The following is a 19,847-nucleotide window of genomic DNA, read 5'->3' on the forward strand; positions in this document are numbered from 1 at the left end:
TTATTATTGGTTTTGTGGCTCGAATGGTGCGGGGGGCGGATGTTTTGATTCAATTGGTAAAAGCGGGTTTTGGGCGATTATCGAACAGCATTGAAGATCAAATGATCGCAGCCTTCGGCAGCTCCTACAGGGGATCGCATTTCAAATGTAGGAGCTGCCGAAGGCTGCGATCTTTTGATTTTCAGCCAACAAAAAGCCCACCAATCGGTGGGCTTCTTGTGTTCAGCAGATGATCAGAACAATCTCATCTTCGGCGCTTCTTCTTTCACCGGCTCGTTCTTCGCGGTTTGCGAATTCCAGCCGCCACCCAAAGCCTTGTACAGGTTGACCGCACTGGTCAGCTGCGCGAGGCGGTCGGTGATCAGCGCTTGTTGCGCGCTGAACAGCTGACGCTGGGCATCGAGGAAGGTCAGGTTGCTGTCGACACCGATGCGGTAACGACGCTCGGCCAGGCGGTAGTAATCCTGGTTGGCCTGAACGAAGTCACGCTGCGCTTGCAGCTGCTCGGTGTAGGTCTGGCGGGCGGCCAGGCCGTCGGCGACTTCCTGGAAGGCGGTTTGAATCGACTTCTCGTAGTTCGCCACGCCAATGTCCTTCTGGATCTTGGCGTAGTCGAGGCTGGCGCGCAGGCTGCCGGCGTTGAAGATCGGCAGGTTGATCTGCGGCGAGAACAGCCACGTCCCCGAACCACCCTTGAACAGACCGGACAGATCCGGGCTCAGGGTGCCCGCGTTGGCGGTCAGGCTGATGCTCGGGAAGAACGCTGCACGGGCCGCGCCGATGTTGGCGTTGGCCGCTTTCAGGTTGTGCTCGGCTTGCAGAATGTCCGGACGACGTTGCAGCAGATCCGATGGCAGACCCGGCGGTACGTCGCTGAGCAGATCATCCGACAGCGGTTTGGCCGCTTGCAGGTTGGCCGGGATACCGGTGCCGAGCAGCAGGGTCAGGCTGTTTTCGTCCTGAGCGACTTGGCGGGTGTAGCGCGCCAGTTGTGCACGGGCGTTTTCCACCGAGGTACGCGACTGCGCCAGATCCAGTGCCGAAGCGACACCGACTTCGTTGCTGCGGCTGGTCAGCTTGTAGCTTTCTTCAAAGGCACCGAGGGTGTCCTGGGTCAGCTTGAGCAGTTCCTTGTCCGCTTGCCAGGTCAGGTAAGCATTGGCGACGCTGGCGACCAGACTGATCTGGGTGCTGCGGCGCGCTTCTTCCGTGGCGAAGTATTGTTGCAGCGCTTGTTCGCTCAGACTGCGAACGCGACCGAACAGGTCGAGTTCGTAGGCGCTGATGCCAACGGTGGCCGAGTACGAGCTGCTGATCATCGACTCGCCGGTCTGCGAAGCGCGTTCCGGAAGACGTTGACGGCTGCCGGAGCCATTGGCCGAAATCGCCGGGTACAAGTCAGCACGCTGAATGCGGTATTGAGCCGCGTAAGCGTCGATGTTCAGTGCCGCGACACGCAGGTCACGGTTGTTTTCCAGCGACACCTGGATCAGCTGTTGCAGGGCAGGGTCGTGGAAAAACTGCTTCCAGCCCTGCTCGGCAGCGGCTTGCGCCGGTGCCTGGGCCGGCGAGTACGCCGGCCCTTGCGGGTACTGACCTGCGACCGGAGCCTCAGGCTGCTGATAATCAGGTATCAGCGAGCAACCGCTCAGCACGAAGGCGGCGACTGCGATGGAGAGTAGCGACTTGCTCATTGGCCAGCCTCTTTAGGAGTTTCTTTAGCTTCGTCATCTGGATCGGCGATTTTACGCTGGCCGATGGACGAAACCGTAACGAAGAACAGTGGAACCCAGAAGACCGCCAGGATCGTGGCTGTGAGCATACCGCCAATTACGCCGGTACCGATCGCGTGTTGGCTGCCCGAACCGGCACCGGTGGAGATCGCCAACGGTACAACACCGAGGACGAAGGCCAGCGACGTCATGATGATCGGTCGCAGACGCATGCGGCAGGCTTCGATCGCCGCATCACGCAGGCTACGCCCTTGTTCATGCAGTTCCTTGGCAAACTCGACGATCAGAATGGCGTTTTTAGCCGCCAGACCAATGGTCGTCAACAGACCCACCTGGAAGTACACGTCGTTGGACAGACCGCGCAGGCTGGTGGCCAGCAGCGCACCGATGATCCCCAGCGGCACCACGAGCATAACGGCGATCGGAATCGACCAGCTCTCGTACAGCGCCGCCAGACACAGGAACACCATCAGCAGCGACAGGGCGTACAGCGCTGGCGCTTGCGAACCGGACAGACGTTCTTCATACGACAGACCGGTCCAGGAGATACCGACACCCGCCGGCAGCTTCTTGGCGATCGCTTCGACTTCGGCCATCGCATCACCGGTGGAGTAACCCGGCGCCGGAGAACCGAGGATCTCCATCGCTTCTACACCGTTGTAACGCGCCAGTTTCGGCGAACCATAGATCCACTCGCCCTTGGCGAATGCGGAGAACGGCACCATGGTTCCGGCGCTGTTGCGCACGTACCATTTCTTCATGTCTTCGGGGCTCATGCGAGCACCGGCCTGACCTTGCACGTACACCTTCTTCACCCGACCACGGTCGATGAAGTCGTTGACGTAGCTACTACCGAAGGAAATCGACAGGGTGCTGTTGATGTCGGAAATGCTCACACCCAGGGCGCGCGCTTTCTCGTCATCAATTTCCAGGTGGTATTGCGGCTCGTCGTTCAGGCCGTTCGGACGTACCTGGTAGAGCACCTTGCTCTGCGCGGCCAGACCGAGGAACTGATTACGCGCTTCCATCAACTTGTCGTGACCGATACCGGCACGGTCTTGCAGGAACACGTCGAAACCGGTGGCGTTACCCAGTTCCAGTACCGCTGGCGGGGCGAAAGCAAACACCATCGCGTCGCGAAAGGTGAAGAAGTGCTGTTGCGCACGCTGGGCGAGGGCAAACACGCTGTTGCTGGCGTCACGCTCGTCCCACGGTTTGAGCATGATGAACGCCAGACCCGAGCTCTGCCCACGACCGGCGAAGTTGAAGCCGTTCACGGTGAACACCGAGGCCACCGCACCGGACTCTTTCTCCAGCAGGTAAGAACGCATTTCGTCGATGACGACTTGGGTACGTTCAGCACTGGAACCGGCCGGGGTCTGCACCTGGGCGAACAGTACGCCCTGGTCTTCTTCCGGCAGGAACGCGGTCGGAATGCGGGTGAACAGCCAGATCATGCCAACCACGATCAGCAGGTACGCCAGCAGGTACGGGGCTTTGCGCGACAGCATGTTGCCAACGCCGCGCTCGTAGCTGCGAACGCCACGGTCGAAGTTACGGTTGAACCAGCCGAAGAAGCCTTTTTTCGGTGTGCCGTGCTCGCCTTTCGGAATCGCCTTGAGCATGGTGGCGCAGAGCGCCGGGGTGAAGATCAGCGCAACCAATACCGACAGGGCCATGGCCGAGACGATGGTGATCGAGAACTGCTTGTAGATCACACCGGTGGAGCCGCTGAAGAACGCCATCGGCAGCAGTACCGCCGACAGCACCAGCGCAATACCGACCAGTGCGCCCTGGATCTGGCCCATGGACTTTTTGGTCGCTTCCTTCGGTGACAAGCCTTCTTCGCTCATCACCCGCTCGACGTTTTCCACCACAACGATGGCATCGTCCACCAGCAAGCCGATGGCCAACACCATACCGAACATGGTCAGGGTGTTGATGCTGAAACCGAACGCCGCGAGGATGCCGAATGTACCGAGCAATACCACCGGTACAGTCATCGTGGTGATGACGGTGGCGCGGAAGTTTTGCAGGAACAGGAACATCACCAGGAACACCAGCACGATCGCCTCGACCAGGGTTTCAACCACACCCTTGATCGATTCGGTCACCACCGGGGTGGTGTCGTACGGGAACACCACTTCCATGCCTTCCGGGAAGAACGGCTTGAGCTCGTCAATCGTCTTGCGCAGGGCTTTGGCGGTGTCGAGGGCGTTGGCGCCGTTGGCCAGTTTCACCGCCAGACCGGACGACGGCTTGCCGTTGAACTGAGCCGAAATGGTCGAGTTTTCGCCACCCAGACCGACATCGGCGACGTCACCGACACGAACTTGCGAACCGTCCTGATTGACCTTCAGCAGAATCGCCTTGAACTGCTCGGCAGTCTGCAGACGGGTCTTGCCGATGATCGTGGCGTTCAGTTGCTGGCCAGGCAGCGCCGGCAAACCGCCGAGCTGACCGGAGGAGACCTGGACGTTCTGCGCCGAGATCGCGGAGCTGACGTCGGCCGGGGTCAGGTTGAATTTGTTCAACTTGGCCGGGTCGAGCCAGATGCGCATCGCGTACTGGGCACCGAAGACCTGGAAGTCACCGACACCGGCGGTACGCGAGATCGGATCCTGCATGTTCGACACGATGTAGTTGGACAAGTCGTCCTTGGTCATGCTGCCGTCACGCGATACCACGCCGATCACCAGAAGGAAGTTTTTCACTGCCTTGGTCACACGGATACCTTGTTGCTGCACTTCCTGCGGCAACAGCGGGGTGGCCAGGTTCAGCTTGTTCTGAACCTGAACCTGCGCGGTGTCGGAGTTGGTGCCTTGCTCGAAGGTCGCGGTGATGGTCATGCTGCCGTCGGAGTTACTTTCCGACGACACATAACGCAGGTTGTCGATACCGTTGAGCTGCTGCTCGATGACCTGAACCACGGTGTCCTGCACGGTTTGCGCCGAAGCGCCCGGGTAGGTCACGGAGATCGCAATGGCCGGTGGCGCAATGCTCGGGTACTGGTTGATCGGCAATTTCAGGATCGAAAGTGCCCCGACCAGCATGATCACCAGGGCAATTACCCAAGCGAAAATCGGACGGTCGATGAAGAATTTTGACATGAGTTACTCCCCTTTGCCGCCAGCGGCTTTGTCAGCAGGCTGAGCGGGGGCCGGGTTCTTTTTCGCTACGTTGGTGGCTTCGGTCGGGTTCACTTGCACGCCCGGACGAACGTATTGCAGGCCTTCGGTGATCAGACGATCGCCGGCTTTCAGGCCGTCTTCGATCAGCCACTGGCTGCCGACGGTGCGGCTGGCCTTGAGCTGACGCAGCTCGACCTTGTTGTCGGCGCCAACGACCAGTGCGGTCGGGGTGCCTTTGAGGTCGCGGGTCACGCCTTGTTGCGGTGCCAGAATCGCTGCAGCGTTAACACCGGCCTGCAATTGAGCACGGACGAACATGCCCGGCAGCAGGGTGTGATCCGGGTTCGGGAACACGGCGCGCAGGGTCACGGAACCGGTAGTCGGGTCGACCGACACTTCGGAGAATTCCAGCTTACCGTCGAGCTTGTACTGGCTGCCGTCTTCCAGGGTCAGTTTGACCGCTGCCGAGTTCTCGCCGGATTTTTGCAGGCGACCGCTTTCCAGCTCGCGGCGCAGTTCCAGCAATTCAACCGAAGACTGGGTCACGTCGACGTAAATCGGATCCAGCTGCTGGATCGTTGCCATGGCATCGGTCTGGCCATTGTTGACCAGCGCACCTTCGGTGACCGAAGAGCGACCGATACGGCCGGAGATCGGCGCGTACACCTTGGTGTAACGCACGTTGATCTGCGCGCTCTGCAGCGACGCTTCCGATTCCATGCGGTTGGACACGGCGGTGTCGTATTCCTGACGGCTGACGGCTTGTTCATCGACCAGTTGCTTGTAGCGATCGGAGATCGACTTGGTCGAACGCAGGTTGGCTTCGGCGCTTTTCAGGGTCGCTTCATACACGGCTGGATCGATCTGATACAGCTGCTGGCCGGCTTTGACGTCGCCACCTTCCTTGAACAGACGCTTGAGAATGATGCCGTTGACCTGTGGTCGAACTTCCGCAACGCGGAACGCGCTGGTGCGGCCCGGCAGTTCCGAAGTGAGGGTAAAGGCTTGTGGTTGCAGGGTAACGACGCCGACCTGAGGGGGCGGAGCGGCCGGTGCCGCTTCTTCCTTTTTACATCCGCTGAGCAGCGATGCCAGGGCGACGGCAGTGACCAGAGCGGTAACAGCTGGCTTGAATTGCATGAAAATCCTCGGGTCAGGCGCGCAAAAAGCGCACAAGAAGTGTGGAAGGGTAAAAAAAGGGTACCGGGTGGATAAGTAGCTTGCTAAGGAATATACTTACGTTCATGGTTGTTTGTAAACACCTTGGCGTCGTACCCACCCTGTTACAAAAGTCGTCGCAAGGTAAGAAATTGTAGGCCGGGGAGCCGATCCGCGAGAGATCACCCCCTCTTTATTCAGCGGATATTCAGCCATCCCTGAAACATCCTGTTTGAGGTTTTACTGCCATGGTCCGTCGTACCAAAGAGGAAGCTCAGGAAACCCGCAGCCAGATTCTGGAAGCGGCGGAGAAAGCCTTTTATGAAAGGGGCGTCGCTCGTACGACGCTGGCGGACATCGCGACCCTTGCCGGCGTCACGCGTGGCGCTATTTATTGGCATTTCAGCAATAAAGCCGACCTGCTTCAGGCCATGCTCGACACCCTGCACGAAACGCTGGATGAGCTGGCTAAGGCCAGCGAGAGCGAGGACGAACTCGACCCCCTGGGCTGCATGCGCAAGCTGTTGATTCATTTGTTTCATCAAATTGCACTGGACCCGAAAACCCGGCGTATCAACGAAATTCTGTTTCATAAGTGCGAATTCACCGATGAAATGTGCGATTTGCGCCAGCAGCGCCGGACGGCCAGCCTCGAATGCAACGATCGCATCGGGCTGACCCTGCGTAATGCGGTGAATCGCGGCCAGTTGCCGGAAGATCTCGACACTGCCCGCGCGGCCATCAGCATTCATGCCTATATTGATGGCCTCCTGTACGGATGGCTTCTGGCACCGGACAGCTTTGAGCTGCATGCCGAGGCCGAGCGTTGGGTCGATACAGGGTTGGATATGCTGCGCCTGAGCCCTAGCCTGCGCAAATGAAACAAAATGCGTAATTGGCACAGCTTATGTCAATTGGCGCGGGCGAAAACGCCGTTTTTCACCCGCGCGGAGCAAAACAGGCTGCTTTTATATACGTATAGGCTTTCCGATGACAGCCAGCGGGCTACGTATTTTGTAGGGAATTTGTTTCGATCACGTTAATCACGGGTGCGCTTTACCTGGTCGGGTGATTTTCGGGCCGGATTTCTGGAAAGCGGCATTTGGCCGGACTGAACTGAAACACTATGGCCGCTTTAACTGATGCTGATGATCACACTGTAGCTGTAAGGTTTTTCGGATTGCTGTCGCGATATCCTGGATGTTACTTTGATTGGACTGGTATTTAGCACGACAGCGCTGTGACGTCGATCAGGTACTTCCTGTGGATTGAAGCTAAAGGGGTCGTACGGCTTAGTAATTTTTAAAGATGTCGAGAACTCAAAAGTTTCATCTTCGCTTGCAAAAGTAAAATCATGATCTACTTTTGTCGAACGCGTCGATTTGCCGCCTATGCGTTTAGGTATTTCACTGCGAAGTATGAACGAAGAGTATTGGAAGGGTCCGATCGTGTAATCTTCCAGATCATGTTCGCTGGTGTCCCAGCTGGAGCCGGTGAGCTTGAATGTGCGGTAGGCACCGTTATAGATGTACACGATGACACTGGTGTGGGATTTGATTCGGCTCACTGCATCCCAGTCTTCCAGCTCCTGCTGTTGGGTTTCTTCAACGAGCTCATTGAAACGGTTTTTTACTTTCTGATCGGTCTCGAAGATGGCTGATAGATTGTTGGATAATTCTTCAAAGCTTGAAGATGAGGAAAGAGACTGGAAAAAGTGGCTGATGCTTTGGGTTAATTCTTCAGAAGAGTTTATTTTGTCCAGTGTTGATTGTTCCGAAGTCTCTGTCGGGCTGTTGTTTTCCATGATGCAAACACCTTTGATTGATTTGAGAGATGGAAAATATCAGGCATTTTTCAAACTTTCCTGTTAGCTGTGTAATGGTTGATTTCGTAATGTAAGACGTTAAGTCAATAAAAAAGCCCCGGCTCTTTCGAGTCGGGGCTTTTGGGCTTTGACGATATTACTTACAGCGTCGGATAGTCGATGTAACCGACCGGCCCCTTAGCGTAGAACAACTCCGGACGCGCTTCATTCAACGGCGCATCAGCCTGCAAACGCGCCGGCAGATCCGGGTTGGCAATAAACGGCACGCCAAACGCCACAGCGTCAGCCTTGCCACTCGCCAGCCACGCGTTGGCGCTGTCCTTGGTGAAGCGTTCGTTGGCGATGTACGGGCCACCGAAAGCTTCTTTCAGTTGCGGGCCGAGACTGTCGGCGCCTTCTTTCTCACGGGAGCAGATAAACGCGATACCGCGCTTGCCCAGCTCACGCGCGACGTAGGTGAAGGTTTCGGCCAGGTTGTCGTCGCCCATGTCATGGGAGTCGGCGCGTGGTGCCAGGTGCACTCCGACGCGGCCAGCGCCCCAGACTTCGATCGCAGCGTCAGTCACTTCCAGCAACAGGCGCGCACGGTTTTCCAGGGAGCCGCCGTAGTTATCGGTGCGCTGGTTGGTGCTGCTTTGCAGGAACTGGTCGAGCAGGTAACCGTTGGCGCCGTGGATTTCCACGCCGTCAAACCCGGCGGCTTTGGCGTTCTCGGCACCGGTGCGGTAGGCGTCGACGATGTCGGCGATTTCAGCGGTTTCCAGTGCGCGCGGAGTCGGGTAGTCGGCCATTGGACGAACCAGGCTGACGTGACCTTTTGGCTGGATGGCGCTCGGGGCAACCGGCGCTTCACCGTTGAGGTACGACGGATGGGAGACGCGGCCGACGTGCCACAGTTGCAGGAAGATCTTGCCGCCAGCGCCGTGAATGGCTTTGGTCACATTGGACCAGCCGCGCACTTGGTCGTTGGACCAGATGCCCGGGGTATCCGGATAGCCCACGCCCATTGGCGTTACCGAAGTGGCTTCGCTGAGGATCAAGCCAGCAGAAGCGCGCTGTACGTAGTATTCAGCCATCAGCGCGTTCGGTACGCGGCCTTCATCGGCGCGGCAGCGGGTCAGCGGGGCCATGATGATGCGGTTGGCCAGTTCGACGTCGCCGAGTTTGATGGGATCAAAAATAGTTGCCATGTCTACAACCCTCGTAAAAGTGAAAGTTAATCAGTGAGTCGCGGGGGCCAGATCGGCATTGCCGTTCTGACGGAAAGTAATCAGGGTCACCAACAGCGCCAGTAACGCGAGGGCACCGCCGGCGAGCGGCACGCTGGTCAGGCCGTAACCGTGGGCGATGACGCTGCCGCCGACCCAGGCGCCGAGGGCGTTGCCGACGTTGAAGGCGCCGATGTTCAGGGTCGACACCAGGTTCGGTGCGGCTTTGCCGAAGGTCACCACGTTGACTTGCAGGGCCGGCACGGCGGCGAAGCAGGCGACAGCCCAGAGGAAAAGGGTAATTTCAGACGGGATCAGTGCGACGCTGGTCCAGGTCAGCACGGTGGAGATCACCGCCATGGCGATGAACACGCCGATCAACGTGGCGGCCATGCCTTTATCGGCGAGTTTGCCGCCGATGATGTTGCCGACAGTCAGACCGAGGCCGATCAACATCAGCGTCCAGGTCACGCCACGCGGCGAGACGCCGGTGACTTCGCCAAGCAGCGGAGCCACATAAGTGAACACGGTGAAGACGGACGCGGCGAACAGCGCGGTCATGCTCAGCGACAGCCAGATTCCGGCACCTTTGAGGGCGGCGAGTTCGGCGCGCATGTCGAGTTTTTCTTCATCACGCTTGGCCGGCAGGAAGCGGATCAGGCCGATCAGCGCGATCACGCCAATCACGGTCACCGCCCAGAAAGTCGAGCGCCAGCCGTATTGCTGACCCAGCGCAGTGCCCAGTGGAACGCCAAGCACGTTGGCCAGGGTCAGACCGGTGAACATCAATGCGACGGCGGAAGCACGTTTGTTGGCCGGCACCAGATTGGCGGCAACGACCGAACCGATACCGAAGAAAGCGCCGTGGCAGAGGGCCGTGACTACACGAGCGAACATCAACACGTTGTAGTCACTGGCGATGGCGCAGAGCAGGTTGCCGACAATAAAGATGCCCATCAACGCGACCAGTGCCGCCTTGCGCGGCAGTTTGGCGGTGGCCAGTGCCATGAACGGCGCACCGATGGCTACGCCCAAGGCGTAACCAGTCACCAGCCAGCCGGCGCCGGGGATCGACACACCGAGGTCGGCCGCCACATCGGGCAGCAGGCCCATGATGACGAACTCGGTTGTGCCGATGGCGAAGGCGCTCAAGGCGAGGATGAGTAGCGAGAGGGGCATGCGGGTTTCCTTGTCGGCTGGCTGACGTTAAGGGTCAGAGCTCTTTACTGAGGGTGCTGAGGAACGCCTGGATCACGTCCTCGTTACGTTTGAAAAAGTGCCATTGCCCGGCCTTCTGGCTGCTGATCAGTCCTGCGCGTTGCAACGTCGCGAGGTGGGCAGAAACGGTCGACTGCGACAGGCCGCAGCGCTGATCGATCTGTCCGGCGCAGATGCCGTACTCGTGGTTGTGCAGCTGTTCCGGGAATTCGCCTTTCGGGTCTTTCAGCCAGTTGAGGATGTCTCGCCGTACTGGGTGCGCCAGGGCTTTTATTATTTCGTCGAGGTCAAGGTTCATGGCAGGGTGCTCGGTTGTGTACAACGCTATATCGCGATGAGGCGAACTTTAAATCGGTACTTCGCGATATACCAATATGATTTTGGTCTTATGAACGCATAAATCGGTATATCGGGTTATAACGATATGGTGAGGTGTCGATTGCAGGGCGCGGTGCTAAGCTGCGCCCATGAACTATCTCGCACATTTGCACCTCGGTGGCCAGCGCCCCGGGCAATTACTCGGCAGCCTGTATGGCGACTTCGTCAAAGGCCGGCTGCAAGGGCAGTTTGCGCCGGAGGTGGAAGCGGCGATTCAGCTGCATCGACGGATTGACGTGTTTACCGATCGACATCCCTTGGTGGATGTCGCGTTGGGGCGGTTTACCGAAACGCGGCGGCGTTATGCCGGGATCGTGCTTGATGTGTTTTTTGATCACTGTCTGGCGCGGGATTGGACGTTGTATGCCGATCGGCCGTTGGCGGTTTTTACGGCGGATGTGTATCGGGTACTGACTCACGAGCGGGAATTGCCCGAGCGACTGGCGAAGATTGCGCCGCACATGGTCGCCAATGACTGGTTGGGTTCGTATCAGGAATTTGAAGTGCTGGAACAGGTGTTGCGCGGGATCTCGCGGCGGTTGAGCCGGCCGGAAGAATTGGCGGGGGCGATGCAGGAGTTGCGGCGGTTGTATGAGCCGTTGAGTGAAGACTTCAGATTGTTCTACCCACATCTCCAGGATTTTGCTGGGTTGCGGGATTAAGCAAGATCAAAAGATCGCAGCCTTCGGCAGCTCCTACAGGGATCAATGTAGGAGCTGCCGAAGGCTGCGATCTTTTGCTTTTCAAGCGGCGATCAGTTCGCCTGCGCGACGCGGTTCAGCAGGTTTCGCCACCTCACCAAACAACGCCTTCTGCACCGCCTGCTGCGCTTCAAACGCCAGCGCCGCACGCTCACGACCCTGACAGGCAATCGGCTGGAGCAGGTGCACTTCAACGTCGCCGCAATCATTGCTGAACAAACGCATCAAGTGCGACAGCAAATCATCGTCACCAATAAACGGCGCCAGCGCATCAATTTCGCCATCACGCAGATAACGAATCGCCACTGGTTGCAGCATCACCTCCGAATCAATCGCCGCCGACAGCAAGCGACCGTGAAAGGTGCGCAGCGAGCTGCCATCCGTGGTGGTGCCTTCCGGGAACATCAGCAGCGGATGCGCGGTTTGCAGGTGACGGGTCATCTGCTTGCGGATCAACTGGCTATCGCCCGAACCGCGACGAATAAACAGACTGCCAGCCTTGGCCGCGAGCCAACCGGCGACCGGCCAGGTGCGCACTTCGGCCTTGGACAGAAACGACAGCGGCGTGAGCATGCCGAGCAGCGGAATATCCGTCCACGACACATGATTGCTCACCCACAACATCGGCTGCTTCGGCAGCTCGCCGTGCACGGTCACGCGAAAGGGCAGGGCATTGCCCAAACGCGCCATGAAAAAGCGCGACCAACGCTGGCGACGTTCCATCGAATGCGCCAGACCAATCCGTTCAAAAACGCCGAAGACACCGGCCATGGTCAGCCCCAGTGTCACCACGATCAGCACTCGCGCAATTCGCGCGTACACCCGCAACCGGCTCATCACACGGCCGCCTTGAAGTGCTTGGCGTAGCGCGGGCAAAGTTCGTCGCGCTTGAGCAGGATGAACACGTCGGCGACCTGAAAATCTTCGTCCCAGCACGGCTCGCCGCAGATCTTCGCGCCCAGACGCATGTAGGCCTTGAGCAGCGGCGGCATTTCCGCGATTACGTTCGATGGAATATCCAGCGTCGGCAGCGGTTTTTTCGGCTCGGCGCGCAGGTGTTCGGTGCACAGATAACGTTCGCGCAGACGCTGCATGATCGCGTGCGCCTGCACGCCGCCGTCCTGCATCGGGATGCTCGCGCAGCCCATCAGATAGCTGTAGCCGCCCTGATTCAACACCTCGGCCAACTCGCCCCACAACACGGCGATGGTGCCGCCATTACGGTACGCCGGGTCAACGCAGGTGCGGCCGATTTCGAGGATCGGGCCTTGCAGATGCGCGAGGCCGTGCAGGCTGAATTCTTCTTCGCTGTAGAACTTGCCGAGGCTGCTGGCGGCGGTGTGATCGAGTAAACGCGTGGTCGCCACCAAACGGCCGGTGTTCAAATCACGCACGCCGATGTGGCTGCAGTGAACATCATAATCATCCATGTCCAGACCCAGCTCCGCGCCTTTCAGCTTGGCGTTGAACTCGCCGCTGAACACGTTGAACCGCAGGGCCTGGGCTTGCTGCAAGGCCTCGGCGCCGATCAGGCGTTCGGCTTGCAGGCGGCGTTCATTGCCGGTGTCGCTGATGCGGGCGATCTGAGTCATGTGAATCTCCGTACGGGCCTTTAACCCGTCGTGGGTTGCAGCCGATCGACTTTCTTTATGCAGCCGTGTTGTGCAAAGTCAGGCTATGTAGCCCCGGTGTCATCGCCATGAACGTTCGGTGATGCTTATATGACAGCCCACAAGGAGCCTCCTATGCCCTGGCCAGATCTGCTGCAAAGCCGTGAACGATTGCCCGCCGTTGCTGACCTTGCCGAGGGTTTTGCGACGTTGTTGCAGCAGTTGGGCAACGTCACGCCGTTCGAATTGGCGGTCGCCGGTGGGCGGCGGATGGCGACGCCGGGGCTGGCGTTTCTGGTCGGTTATCAGGCGGCGTTGCGCATGTTGTGGCCGAGTGCGCCGCTGAGCCTTGGTGCTTTGTGTGCGACCGAACAGCGCAGCCTGCGCCCGGCAGACATGCAGACGCGGCTGACGGATTTGCGTCTGAGCGGACGCAAGGATTTCGTCACCGCCGGTGATGCGGCGGACTGGCTGTTGATCGCGGCGCGCAGTGAAGAGCCCGGCGAAAGTCCGCGCCTGAGTCTGGCCGTGGTCTACCCCGGCGAGCCCGGCGTGAGCGTGGAGAAATTGCCGGCGCTGCCGTTGATGCCGGACATCAGTCATGGACGCTTGTTGCTGGATGGCGCGCTGTGTGAGTTGTTGGCCGGGGATGGTTGGGACGCTTATGTGAAGCCGTTTCGCACGCTGGAAGATGTTTATGTGCTGAGCGCGATGACTGCTTGGTTGTATGGCGTCGGGCAGGACAGCGATTGGCCACAGACGCTGCAATTGCGTTTGCTGGCGCTGTTGGCCGGGTGTGCCGAGGCGAGCCGGCAGCCGCCGAATAATCCGGCCGGGCATGTGTTGTTGGCTGGGCTGTTTGCGCAGTTTGATGCGCTCAAGCCTGAGATCGATCAGGCGTTGGCGGAGGGTGGTTCGGAGTGGGCGCAGATGTGGGCGCGGGATCAGGGAGTGATGCAGTTGGCCTCTATCGCCAGAGCCAAACGCCTGACCAAAGCCTTGCACACCTCCCTGTAGGAGCTGCCGCAGGCTGCGATCTTTTGATCTTGTTTTTTAAAAGGCAAAATCAAAAGATCGCAGCCTGCGGCAGCTCCTACAGGAGGCATCGGATCGCAGATTGTCATTTTTCTGGGCTAGGATTTGCAGATCTGTCTAGCGAGCCCTCACCATGTTCAAAGGCCTGACCCTGCTTCTGCTGCTGATCAGCGCCACCATTCAGGCCGAACCATGGCCCGGTGAGCAATGGCCGACTGGCGCGACAATCACCAATACTGAAGCGCTGGAAAACTACGCCTTCCCACCACGCGACGAAACCACCCGCAAAGGCATCCGCACCGATGCGCTGCTGATCATCCGCGACGGGCAGATCATCTACGAACGCTACGCCGGCCCGACCAACGCGCAAACCCCGCACCTGACCTGGTCAATCAGCAAAAGCCTGATGGCCGCCGTCCTCGGTGTGGCGTATGGCGAAGGCCTGTTCAAACTCGAAGACCCCGCCGCAAAGTTTTACCCGCCGCTGGCTAAACACCCGGACATCAAACTCGCCGATCTGCTGCACTGGGCCTCAGGCCTCGACTGGCAGGAAGACTACGAATACGCCCCGCTGAAATCCTCGGTGGTGGCGATGCTCTACACCCGTGGTCAGCGCGACATGGCGGCTTTTACAGCGGTTCACGACAGCTACGCGCCACCGGGTCAGGCTTTCCGTTATTCCAGTGGCGACAGCAATCTGCTCGCCGCCGCACTGAAAAACATCGTCGGCCCGCAGCGCTATGCGGACTATCCATGGACGGCGCTGTTCGAACCCTTGGGCATCCGTCACGCCGTGTGGGAAACCGATGCGACGGGCACCTTTGTCGCTTCGTCTTACGCCTATCTCACCGCGCGGGATCTAGCGCGAGTGGGCCTGTTGATGGCGCGCGATGGGCGCTGGAATGATCGGCAGTTATTGCCCAAGGAATGGCTCGCGTTCAACCTCAAACCGTTCGCCGGTTACAAGGCGCATCAAGACGAAGCCGTGCCCGGCGGGCAGTGGTGGCTCAACCGTGCGGCGGATGGCGCGGCGTCACCGTGGCCCGATGCACCGCCCGACACTTTCGCCGCCCTTGGCCATTGGGGCCAGGCGATGTATGTGATTCCCAGCGAGAAACTGCTGATCGTCCGTTATGGCGATGATCGCGATGGCAGTTATCGACATAACGAGCTGCTCAAACGCGTGCTGCAGGCGGTGCGGCCATGAAGCGCTTTTTGTTGTTGCTGCTGGTTTTGTTGCTTGGCTGGATCGTCTATGAGCGCGAAAATCTGTGGGCCTTCCCGGACATCATCAGCGCCTACACCGCCAAGGAATATTGTTCGTGCCGGTACGTGATGAACAACGATGCCGAGTATTGCCGTGGCTACGTAAAACAATGGCTGCCGACCAGCCAGTTCAGCGATGACCCGGCCCGCAAAATCATCACAGTCAGTGGCATGGGGCGCAGCAACAGCGCCCAGTGGCAAAGCGAACGCCAGGGCTGCCGCCTGAATCCCTGAAAACAGACACACAATCCCCCTGCAAACCAACCCCCCCTGTGGGAGCGGGCTTGCTCGCGAAGGCGTCGTGTCAGGCAAAACAGTTGTCGCCTGATACACCGCTTTCGCGAGCAAGCCCGCTCCCACAAGGATCTGTGTCGTTTCCCGAATTGCGTTCCACTCTGCGGAACCACATTCGATTGTCCTCGCGCGCGTCTCGCGGTTATCTGGCGGTGAGCACGACCTGCCTTCCAACGTGTCGTGAATTCATTGCGAACAACAAGACCGGGAAAACCCGCGCGAGGAGAACCGTCATGACCCGACATCAGCACATTCTGGCCTGGCTCAGCGACGTCGCCAGCGACCTGCACGCCACCCGCCAGGACATCCACGCCCACCCCGAACTCGGTTTCGAAGAAAGCCGCACCTCGGCGCTGGTCGCCAAATCCCTCGAAAGCTGGGGCTACGAAGTCCACACCGGCATCGGTAAAACCGGCGTTGTCGGTGTGCTGCGCAACGGCAGCAGCTCGCGCAAACTCGGTCTGCGTGCCGACATGGACGCCTTGCCGATCATCGAAAATACCGGCGTCGCCTACAGCAGTCAGCACAAGGGCTGCATGCACGCCTGCGGTCACGATGGTCACACGACCATGTTGCTCGGCGCCGCACGTTATCTGGCGGCGACGCGTCAGTTCGACGGCACCCTCACGCTGATTTTCCAACCCGCCGAAGAAGGTCAGGGCGGCGCCGAAGCGATGCTCGCCGATGGTCTGCTTGAACGTTTCCCCTGCGATGCGCTGTTCGGCATGCACAACATGCCGGGCCTGCCCGCTGGGCATCTGGGCTTTCGCGAGGGGCCGATGATGGCTTCGCAGGATCTGCTCAACGTGGTCATCGAAGGCGTCGGCGGCCACGGTTCGATGCCGCACCTGACCGTCGATCCACTGGTCGCTGCGTCGAGTGTGGTGATGGCGCTGCAAACCGTGGTCGCGCGCAACATCGATGCGCAGCAAGCCGCGGTGGTCACCGTCGGTGCACTGCAAGCGGGGGAGGCGGCCAACGTCATTCCGCAGCAGGCGATTCTGCGTCTGAGCCTGCGCGCACTGAATGCCGATGTGCGCGAACAAACCCTCAATCGCGTGCGCAACATCATCGAAACCCAGGCGCAGAGTTTCGGCTGTACTTCGACAATCGAACATCGCCCGGCCTATCCGGTGCTGGTCAACCACGCCGCCGAAACCGAGTTCGCCCGCAACATTGGCGTCGAGTTGGTCGGCGCCGACGCCGTCGATGGCAACACGCCAAAATTGATGGGCAGCGAAGATTTCGCCTGGATGCTCCAGCGTTGCCCCGGCGCCTATCTGTTTATCGGCAACGGCGTGTCGCGGCCGATGGTGCACAACCCTGCCTATGACTTTAACGACGACATCCTGCTGACTGGCGCCGCCTACTGGGGCGCGCTCACCGAGAGCTGGCTCAAGCCGGCCTGATTTCTTCACGTTCTGCTGCCGCTGAATCCCGAGCGCACCGGCGCACGGGCTCACCCAACAGCTTTTGGAGAATCTCCCATGCAGGCTTCAGGCACAGGTGTTTCGCGTACCCGGCAAGTGGTCGCCGCCGTTATCGGCAACGCGCTGGAATGGTATGACTTCATTGTTTACGGCTTTCTGGCGAGCATCATCGCCCGGCAATTCTTCCCCTCCGAAGACAGCTACGCCTCGCTGCTGATGGCGCTGGCGACCTTCGGCGTCGGCTTCTTCATGCGCCCGGTGGGCGGCATCCTGCTCGGCATGTATTCCGACCGCAAAGGTCGCAAAGCGGCGATGCAGATGATCATTCGTCTGATGACCGTGTCCATTGCAATGATCGCTTTCGCGCCAAGTTACGCCGCCATCGGCATGGGCGCGCCGTTGCTGATCGTGGTTGCGCGGATGCTCCAGGGCTTTGCCACCGGCGGTGAATACGCCAGCGCCACGGCGTTTCTGGTGGAAAGCGCGCCGGCCCATCGCAAAGGTTTGTACGGTTCGTGGCAACTGGTCGGGCAATGCCTGGCGGTGTTTGCCGGCGCGGCGATGGTGGCGTTGGTCACGCACCTGTTTACCCCTGAGACGCTGGACAGTTGGGGCTGGCGGATTCCGTTCGTGCTCGGCCTGTTGATCGGCCCGGTCGGCTTGTGGATTCGCAAGCACATGGAAGAGCCGGAAGAGTTTCTCGAAGCGCGCAAAAAAGCCAAAGGCGCAGCGCCGGGCCTGTGGCAAGTGGTTCGCGAACATCGCCGCAGCCTGCTGGTGTCGATGGGCCTGGCCAGTGGTGCGACGGTGGCGTTTTACGTGGTGCTGGTGAACATGCCGACCTTCGCCCACACCAACCTCGGCTTGCCGCTGGATCAGGTGCTGCTGGTGCAGATGCTCGCGGTGGCGCTGATGACCGTGGTGATACCGTTCTCCGGCGCACTGTCGGATCGCGTCGGCCGGCGACCGGTATTGATGGCCTTTACCCTGGCGTTTTTCGTGATGATTTATCCGCTGTACGTGTGGGTCGCGGCAGCGCCTTCAATCGAACGTTTGCTGGTAATGCAACTGCTGCTGTGCGGCGCGATTGGCGGCTTCTTCGGCCCGGCACCGACGGCGCTGGCCGAGCAATTTCCCATCGAAGTGCGCTCCACCGGCGTGTCGATTGCCTACAACATTTCGGTAATGGTGTTCGGCGGTTTCGCGCCGCTGATCGTGACCTGGTTGAGCAAGGTGCTGGAAACCCCGGTGGCGCCTTCGTTTTATGTGTTGTTCGCTTGCCTGCTGACCTTGCTCGGGATTTATTGCATGCAAGAGGCGCCCCGCGCCAAAGCCCCCAGCGCGCTCAACCTTGGAGTGAAATCTTGAGTCCGTTAGCCATCGATCCGATTGTCGCGCTGGACGCCGATGCGTTGTCCCGCGCGATCCATGCCCGCAAAGTCTCGTGCCGCGAAGTGATGCAGGCGTATCTGCAACACATCGAGCGTTTCAATCCGCAGGTCAACGCGCTGGTGTCGTTGCGTCCCGCCGAGGAGGTTTTGCGCGAGGCCGATGAATGTGATCGGCAACTCGATCGCGGCGAATCCCGGGGCTGGATGCACGGCATGCCGCAGGCGATCAAGGATCTGGCCGCCACCGCTGGACTGCGCACGACCATGGGTTCGCCATTGTTCGCCGAGCAGGTGCCGCAGCACGATGCGATCAGCGTGGCGCGGGTGCGCGAGTGCGGCGCGATCATCATCGGCAAGAGCAACGTGCCGGAATTCGGCCTCGGTTCGCAGACCTACAACAGCGTGTTCGGCACCACCACCAATGCCTACGATGCCAGCCGGATTGCCGGCGGCAGCAGCGGCGGGGCGGCGGTGGCGCTGGCTCTGCGTTTGCTGCCGGTGGCTGATGGCAGCGACATGATGGGCTCGCTGCGTAATCCGGCGGCGTTCAATAACGTCTTCGGTTTTCGCCCGTCCCAGGGCCGCGTGCCGCACGGGCCGACCCCGGAAGTGTTCGTCCAGCAACTGGCTACCGAAGGGCCGATGGGCCGCAGCGTCACCGACGTCGCACGATTGCTGTCGACGCAGGCGGGTTACGCCCCTCGCGTGCCGCTGTCGCTGAAAGATCAGCCGCGCAATTTTGCCGAAGGCCTGCAACGGGATTTCAGCGACGTGCGCATTGGCTGGCTCGGCGACTACAACGGCTATCTGCCGATGGACGACGGCGTGCTCAGTCTGTGCGAATCGGCGCTGGCGGATTTCACCGCGCTGGGCTGTCAGGTCGAAGCCTGTCAGCCGGATTTTTCCATGGAGCGTTTGTGGCAAACCTGGCTGACCCATCGGCACTTTCTGGTGCAGGGCAGTCTGGGTGCCGCGTATGCCGATCCGCACAAACGCGAGTTGCTCAAACCGGAAGCACAGTGGGAAGTCGAGGGCGGTCTGCGTCTGAGCGCTGCCGATGTCTACAAGGCCTCGGTCGACCGCAGTGAGTGGTATCGGGCGCTGAGTGAATTGTTCGAACGTTACGATTTCCTGCTGTTGCCTACCGCACAAGTGTTCCCTTTTGATGCACAACAGTCATGGCCGCGCGTGGTCGGTGGGCAAACCATGGACACCTATCACCGCTGGATGGAGGTGGTTATCGGCCCGACCTTGGCCGGGTTGCCGAGCATCAGCGTGCCGGTCGGGTTCAACCCGGCAGGGCTGCCGATGGGCCTGCAAATCATCGGCCCGGCGCAGGCGGATCGCGCGGTTCTGCAACTGGCGTATGCCCATGAACAACTGACCCGTTGGGTCGAACGACGACCACCGCCATGCCTGCAATCGGCTTGAGCGGCCCGCATTTTGCTGCAAAAAGTGTTCATCCATCT

At 59.8% G+C, this 19,847-nt stretch carries 17 protein-coding genes; 8 read left to right on the plus strand and 9 right to left on the minus strand.

Annotated elements, in window-relative coordinates; all coding sequences use genetic code 11:
* Positions 1 to 233: 233 nt before the first annotated feature.
* From emhC to AD669_RS06325, 3 genes are read right to left on the minus strand one after another with little or no spacing between them, the layout of a single operon-like run.
* Positions 234 to 1,694 (minus strand): efflux RND transporter outer membrane subunit EmhC, encoded by a 1,461-nt coding sequence (gene emhC, locus AD669_RS06315; RefSeq protein WP_053117884.1) that lies wholly within the window; start codon positions 1,692 to 1,694, stop codon positions 234 to 236.
* Positions 1,691 to 4,843, minus strand: a complete 3,153-nt coding sequence (gene emhB / locus AD669_RS06320; RefSeq protein WP_053117886.1) for an efflux RND transporter permease subunit EmhB — start codon at positions 4,841 to 4,843, stop codon at positions 1,691 to 1,693. Before emhB ends, emhC begins: the two co-directional genes overlap by 4 nt.
* A gap of 3 nt (positions 4,844 to 4,846) precedes the next feature.
* Entirely contained in the window at positions 4,847 to 6,004 is a 1,158-nt protein-coding gene (locus AD669_RS06325) for an efflux RND transporter periplasmic adaptor subunit (protein ID WP_053117889.1), read from the minus strand.
* 266 nt (positions 6,005 to 6,270) lie between these two features.
* Between AD669_RS06325 and emhR the strand changes: the two genes are divergently transcribed.
* On the plus strand, positions 6,271 to 6,903 hold the full coding sequence (emhR, locus tag AD669_RS06330) for an efflux system transcriptional repressor EmhR (RefSeq protein ID WP_053117891.1): 633 nt from the start codon (positions 6,271 to 6,273) through the stop codon (positions 6,901 to 6,903).
* Between the two features lie 254 nt (positions 6,904 to 7,157).
* Here emhR and AD669_RS06335 read toward each other — a convergent pair whose 3' ends face one another.
* The 4 genes from AD669_RS06335 to AD669_RS06350 all read right to left on the minus strand — a co-directional run bounded on the left by AD669_RS06335 (position 7,158) and on the right by AD669_RS06350 (position 10,571).
* Positions 7,158 to 7,826 (minus strand): hypothetical protein, encoded by a 669-nt coding sequence (locus tag AD669_RS06335; protein ID WP_053117893.1) that lies wholly within the window; start codon positions 7,824 to 7,826, stop codon positions 7,158 to 7,160.
* Positions 7,827 to 7,987: 161 nt separating this feature from the next.
* On the minus strand, positions 7,988 to 9,037 hold the full coding sequence (locus AD669_RS06340; protein WP_053117895.1) for an alkene reductase: 1,050 nt from the start codon (positions 9,035 to 9,037) through the stop codon (positions 7,988 to 7,990).
* Between the two features lie 30 nt (positions 9,038 to 9,067).
* Positions 9,068 to 10,234, minus strand: a complete 1,167-nt coding sequence (locus AD669_RS06345) for an MFS transporter (RefSeq protein WP_053117897.1) — start codon at positions 10,232 to 10,234, stop codon at positions 9,068 to 9,070.
* A 34-nt stretch (positions 10,235 to 10,268) separates the two neighbouring features.
* Positions 10,269 to 10,571 carry a helix-turn-helix transcriptional regulator gene (locus AD669_RS06350; RefSeq protein ID WP_016771327.1) on the minus strand — a complete coding sequence of 101 codons (303 nt, stop codon included), beginning with the start codon at positions 10,569 to 10,571 and terminating at the stop codon, positions 10,269 to 10,271.
* Positions 10,572 to 10,740: 169 nt separating this feature from the next.
* Between AD669_RS06350 and AD669_RS06355 the strand changes: the two genes are divergently transcribed.
* Positions 10,741 to 11,313 (plus strand): ACP phosphodiesterase, encoded by a 573-nt coding sequence (locus AD669_RS06355; protein WP_053117899.1) that lies wholly within the window; start codon positions 10,741 to 10,743, stop codon positions 11,311 to 11,313.
* Between the two features lie 81 nt (positions 11,314 to 11,394).
* Here AD669_RS06355 and AD669_RS06360 read toward each other — a convergent pair whose 3' ends face one another.
* Positions 11,395 to 12,189 (minus strand): 1-acyl-sn-glycerol-3-phosphate acyltransferase, encoded by a 795-nt coding sequence (locus AD669_RS06360; RefSeq protein WP_053117901.1) that lies wholly within the window; start codon positions 12,187 to 12,189, stop codon positions 11,395 to 11,397.
* Positions 12,189 to 12,944, minus strand: a complete 756-nt coding sequence (olsB, locus tag AD669_RS06365) for an L-ornithine N(alpha)-acyltransferase (protein ID WP_008080112.1) — start codon at positions 12,942 to 12,944, stop codon at positions 12,189 to 12,191. The genes AD669_RS06360 and olsB overlap by 1 nt, the downstream gene beginning before the upstream one ends.
* A 153-nt stretch (positions 12,945 to 13,097) precedes the next feature.
* Here olsB and AD669_RS06370 point away from each other — a divergent pair, with 153 nt between their 5' ends.
* The 6 genes from AD669_RS06370 (at position 13,098) to AD669_RS06395 (ending at position 19,809) form a co-directional block, all read left to right on the plus strand.
* Positions 13,098 to 13,979, plus strand: coding sequence for an acyl-CoA dehydrogenase family protein (locus AD669_RS06370; protein WP_053117903.1), 882 nt, complete (start codon positions 13,098 to 13,100; stop codon positions 13,977 to 13,979).
* Positions 13,980 to 14,130: 151 nt separating this feature from the next.
* A complete protein-coding gene (locus AD669_RS06375; RefSeq protein ID WP_053117905.1) occupies positions 14,131 to 15,204 on the plus strand; it encodes a serine hydrolase in 1,074 nt (357 codons plus the stop codon).
* Positions 15,201 to 15,497 carry a hypothetical protein gene (locus AD669_RS06380; protein WP_053117907.1) on the plus strand — a complete coding sequence of 99 codons (297 nt, stop codon included), beginning with the start codon at positions 15,201 to 15,203 and terminating at the stop codon, positions 15,495 to 15,497. Before AD669_RS06375 ends, AD669_RS06380 begins: the two co-directional genes overlap by 4 nt.
* 293 nt (positions 15,498 to 15,790) lie before the next feature.
* Positions 15,791 to 16,966, plus strand: coding sequence for a M20 aminoacylase family protein (locus tag AD669_RS06385; RefSeq protein ID WP_053117909.1), 1,176 nt, complete (start codon positions 15,791 to 15,793; stop codon positions 16,964 to 16,966).
* Positions 16,967 to 17,044: 78 nt separating this feature from the next.
* Positions 17,045 to 18,355: a citrate-proton symporter gene (locus tag AD669_RS06390; RefSeq protein WP_053117911.1), complete on the plus strand. Its 1,311-nt coding sequence runs from the start codon at positions 17,045 to 17,047 to the stop codon at positions 18,353 to 18,355.
* Positions 18,352 to 19,809 carry an amidase gene (locus AD669_RS06395; protein WP_053117913.1) on the plus strand — a complete coding sequence of 486 codons (1,458 nt, stop codon included), beginning with the start codon at positions 18,352 to 18,354 and terminating at the stop codon, positions 19,807 to 19,809. The genes AD669_RS06390 and AD669_RS06395 overlap by 4 nt, the downstream gene beginning before the upstream one ends.
* Positions 19,810 to 19,847: the final 38 nt, after the last annotated feature.

It is taken from the genome of Pseudomonas sp. P1.31 (assembly GCF_001269815.1).
GTDB classification, from domain to species: Bacteria; Pseudomonadota; Gammaproteobacteria; order Pseudomonadales; family Pseudomonadaceae; genus Aquipseudomonas; species Aquipseudomonas rustica.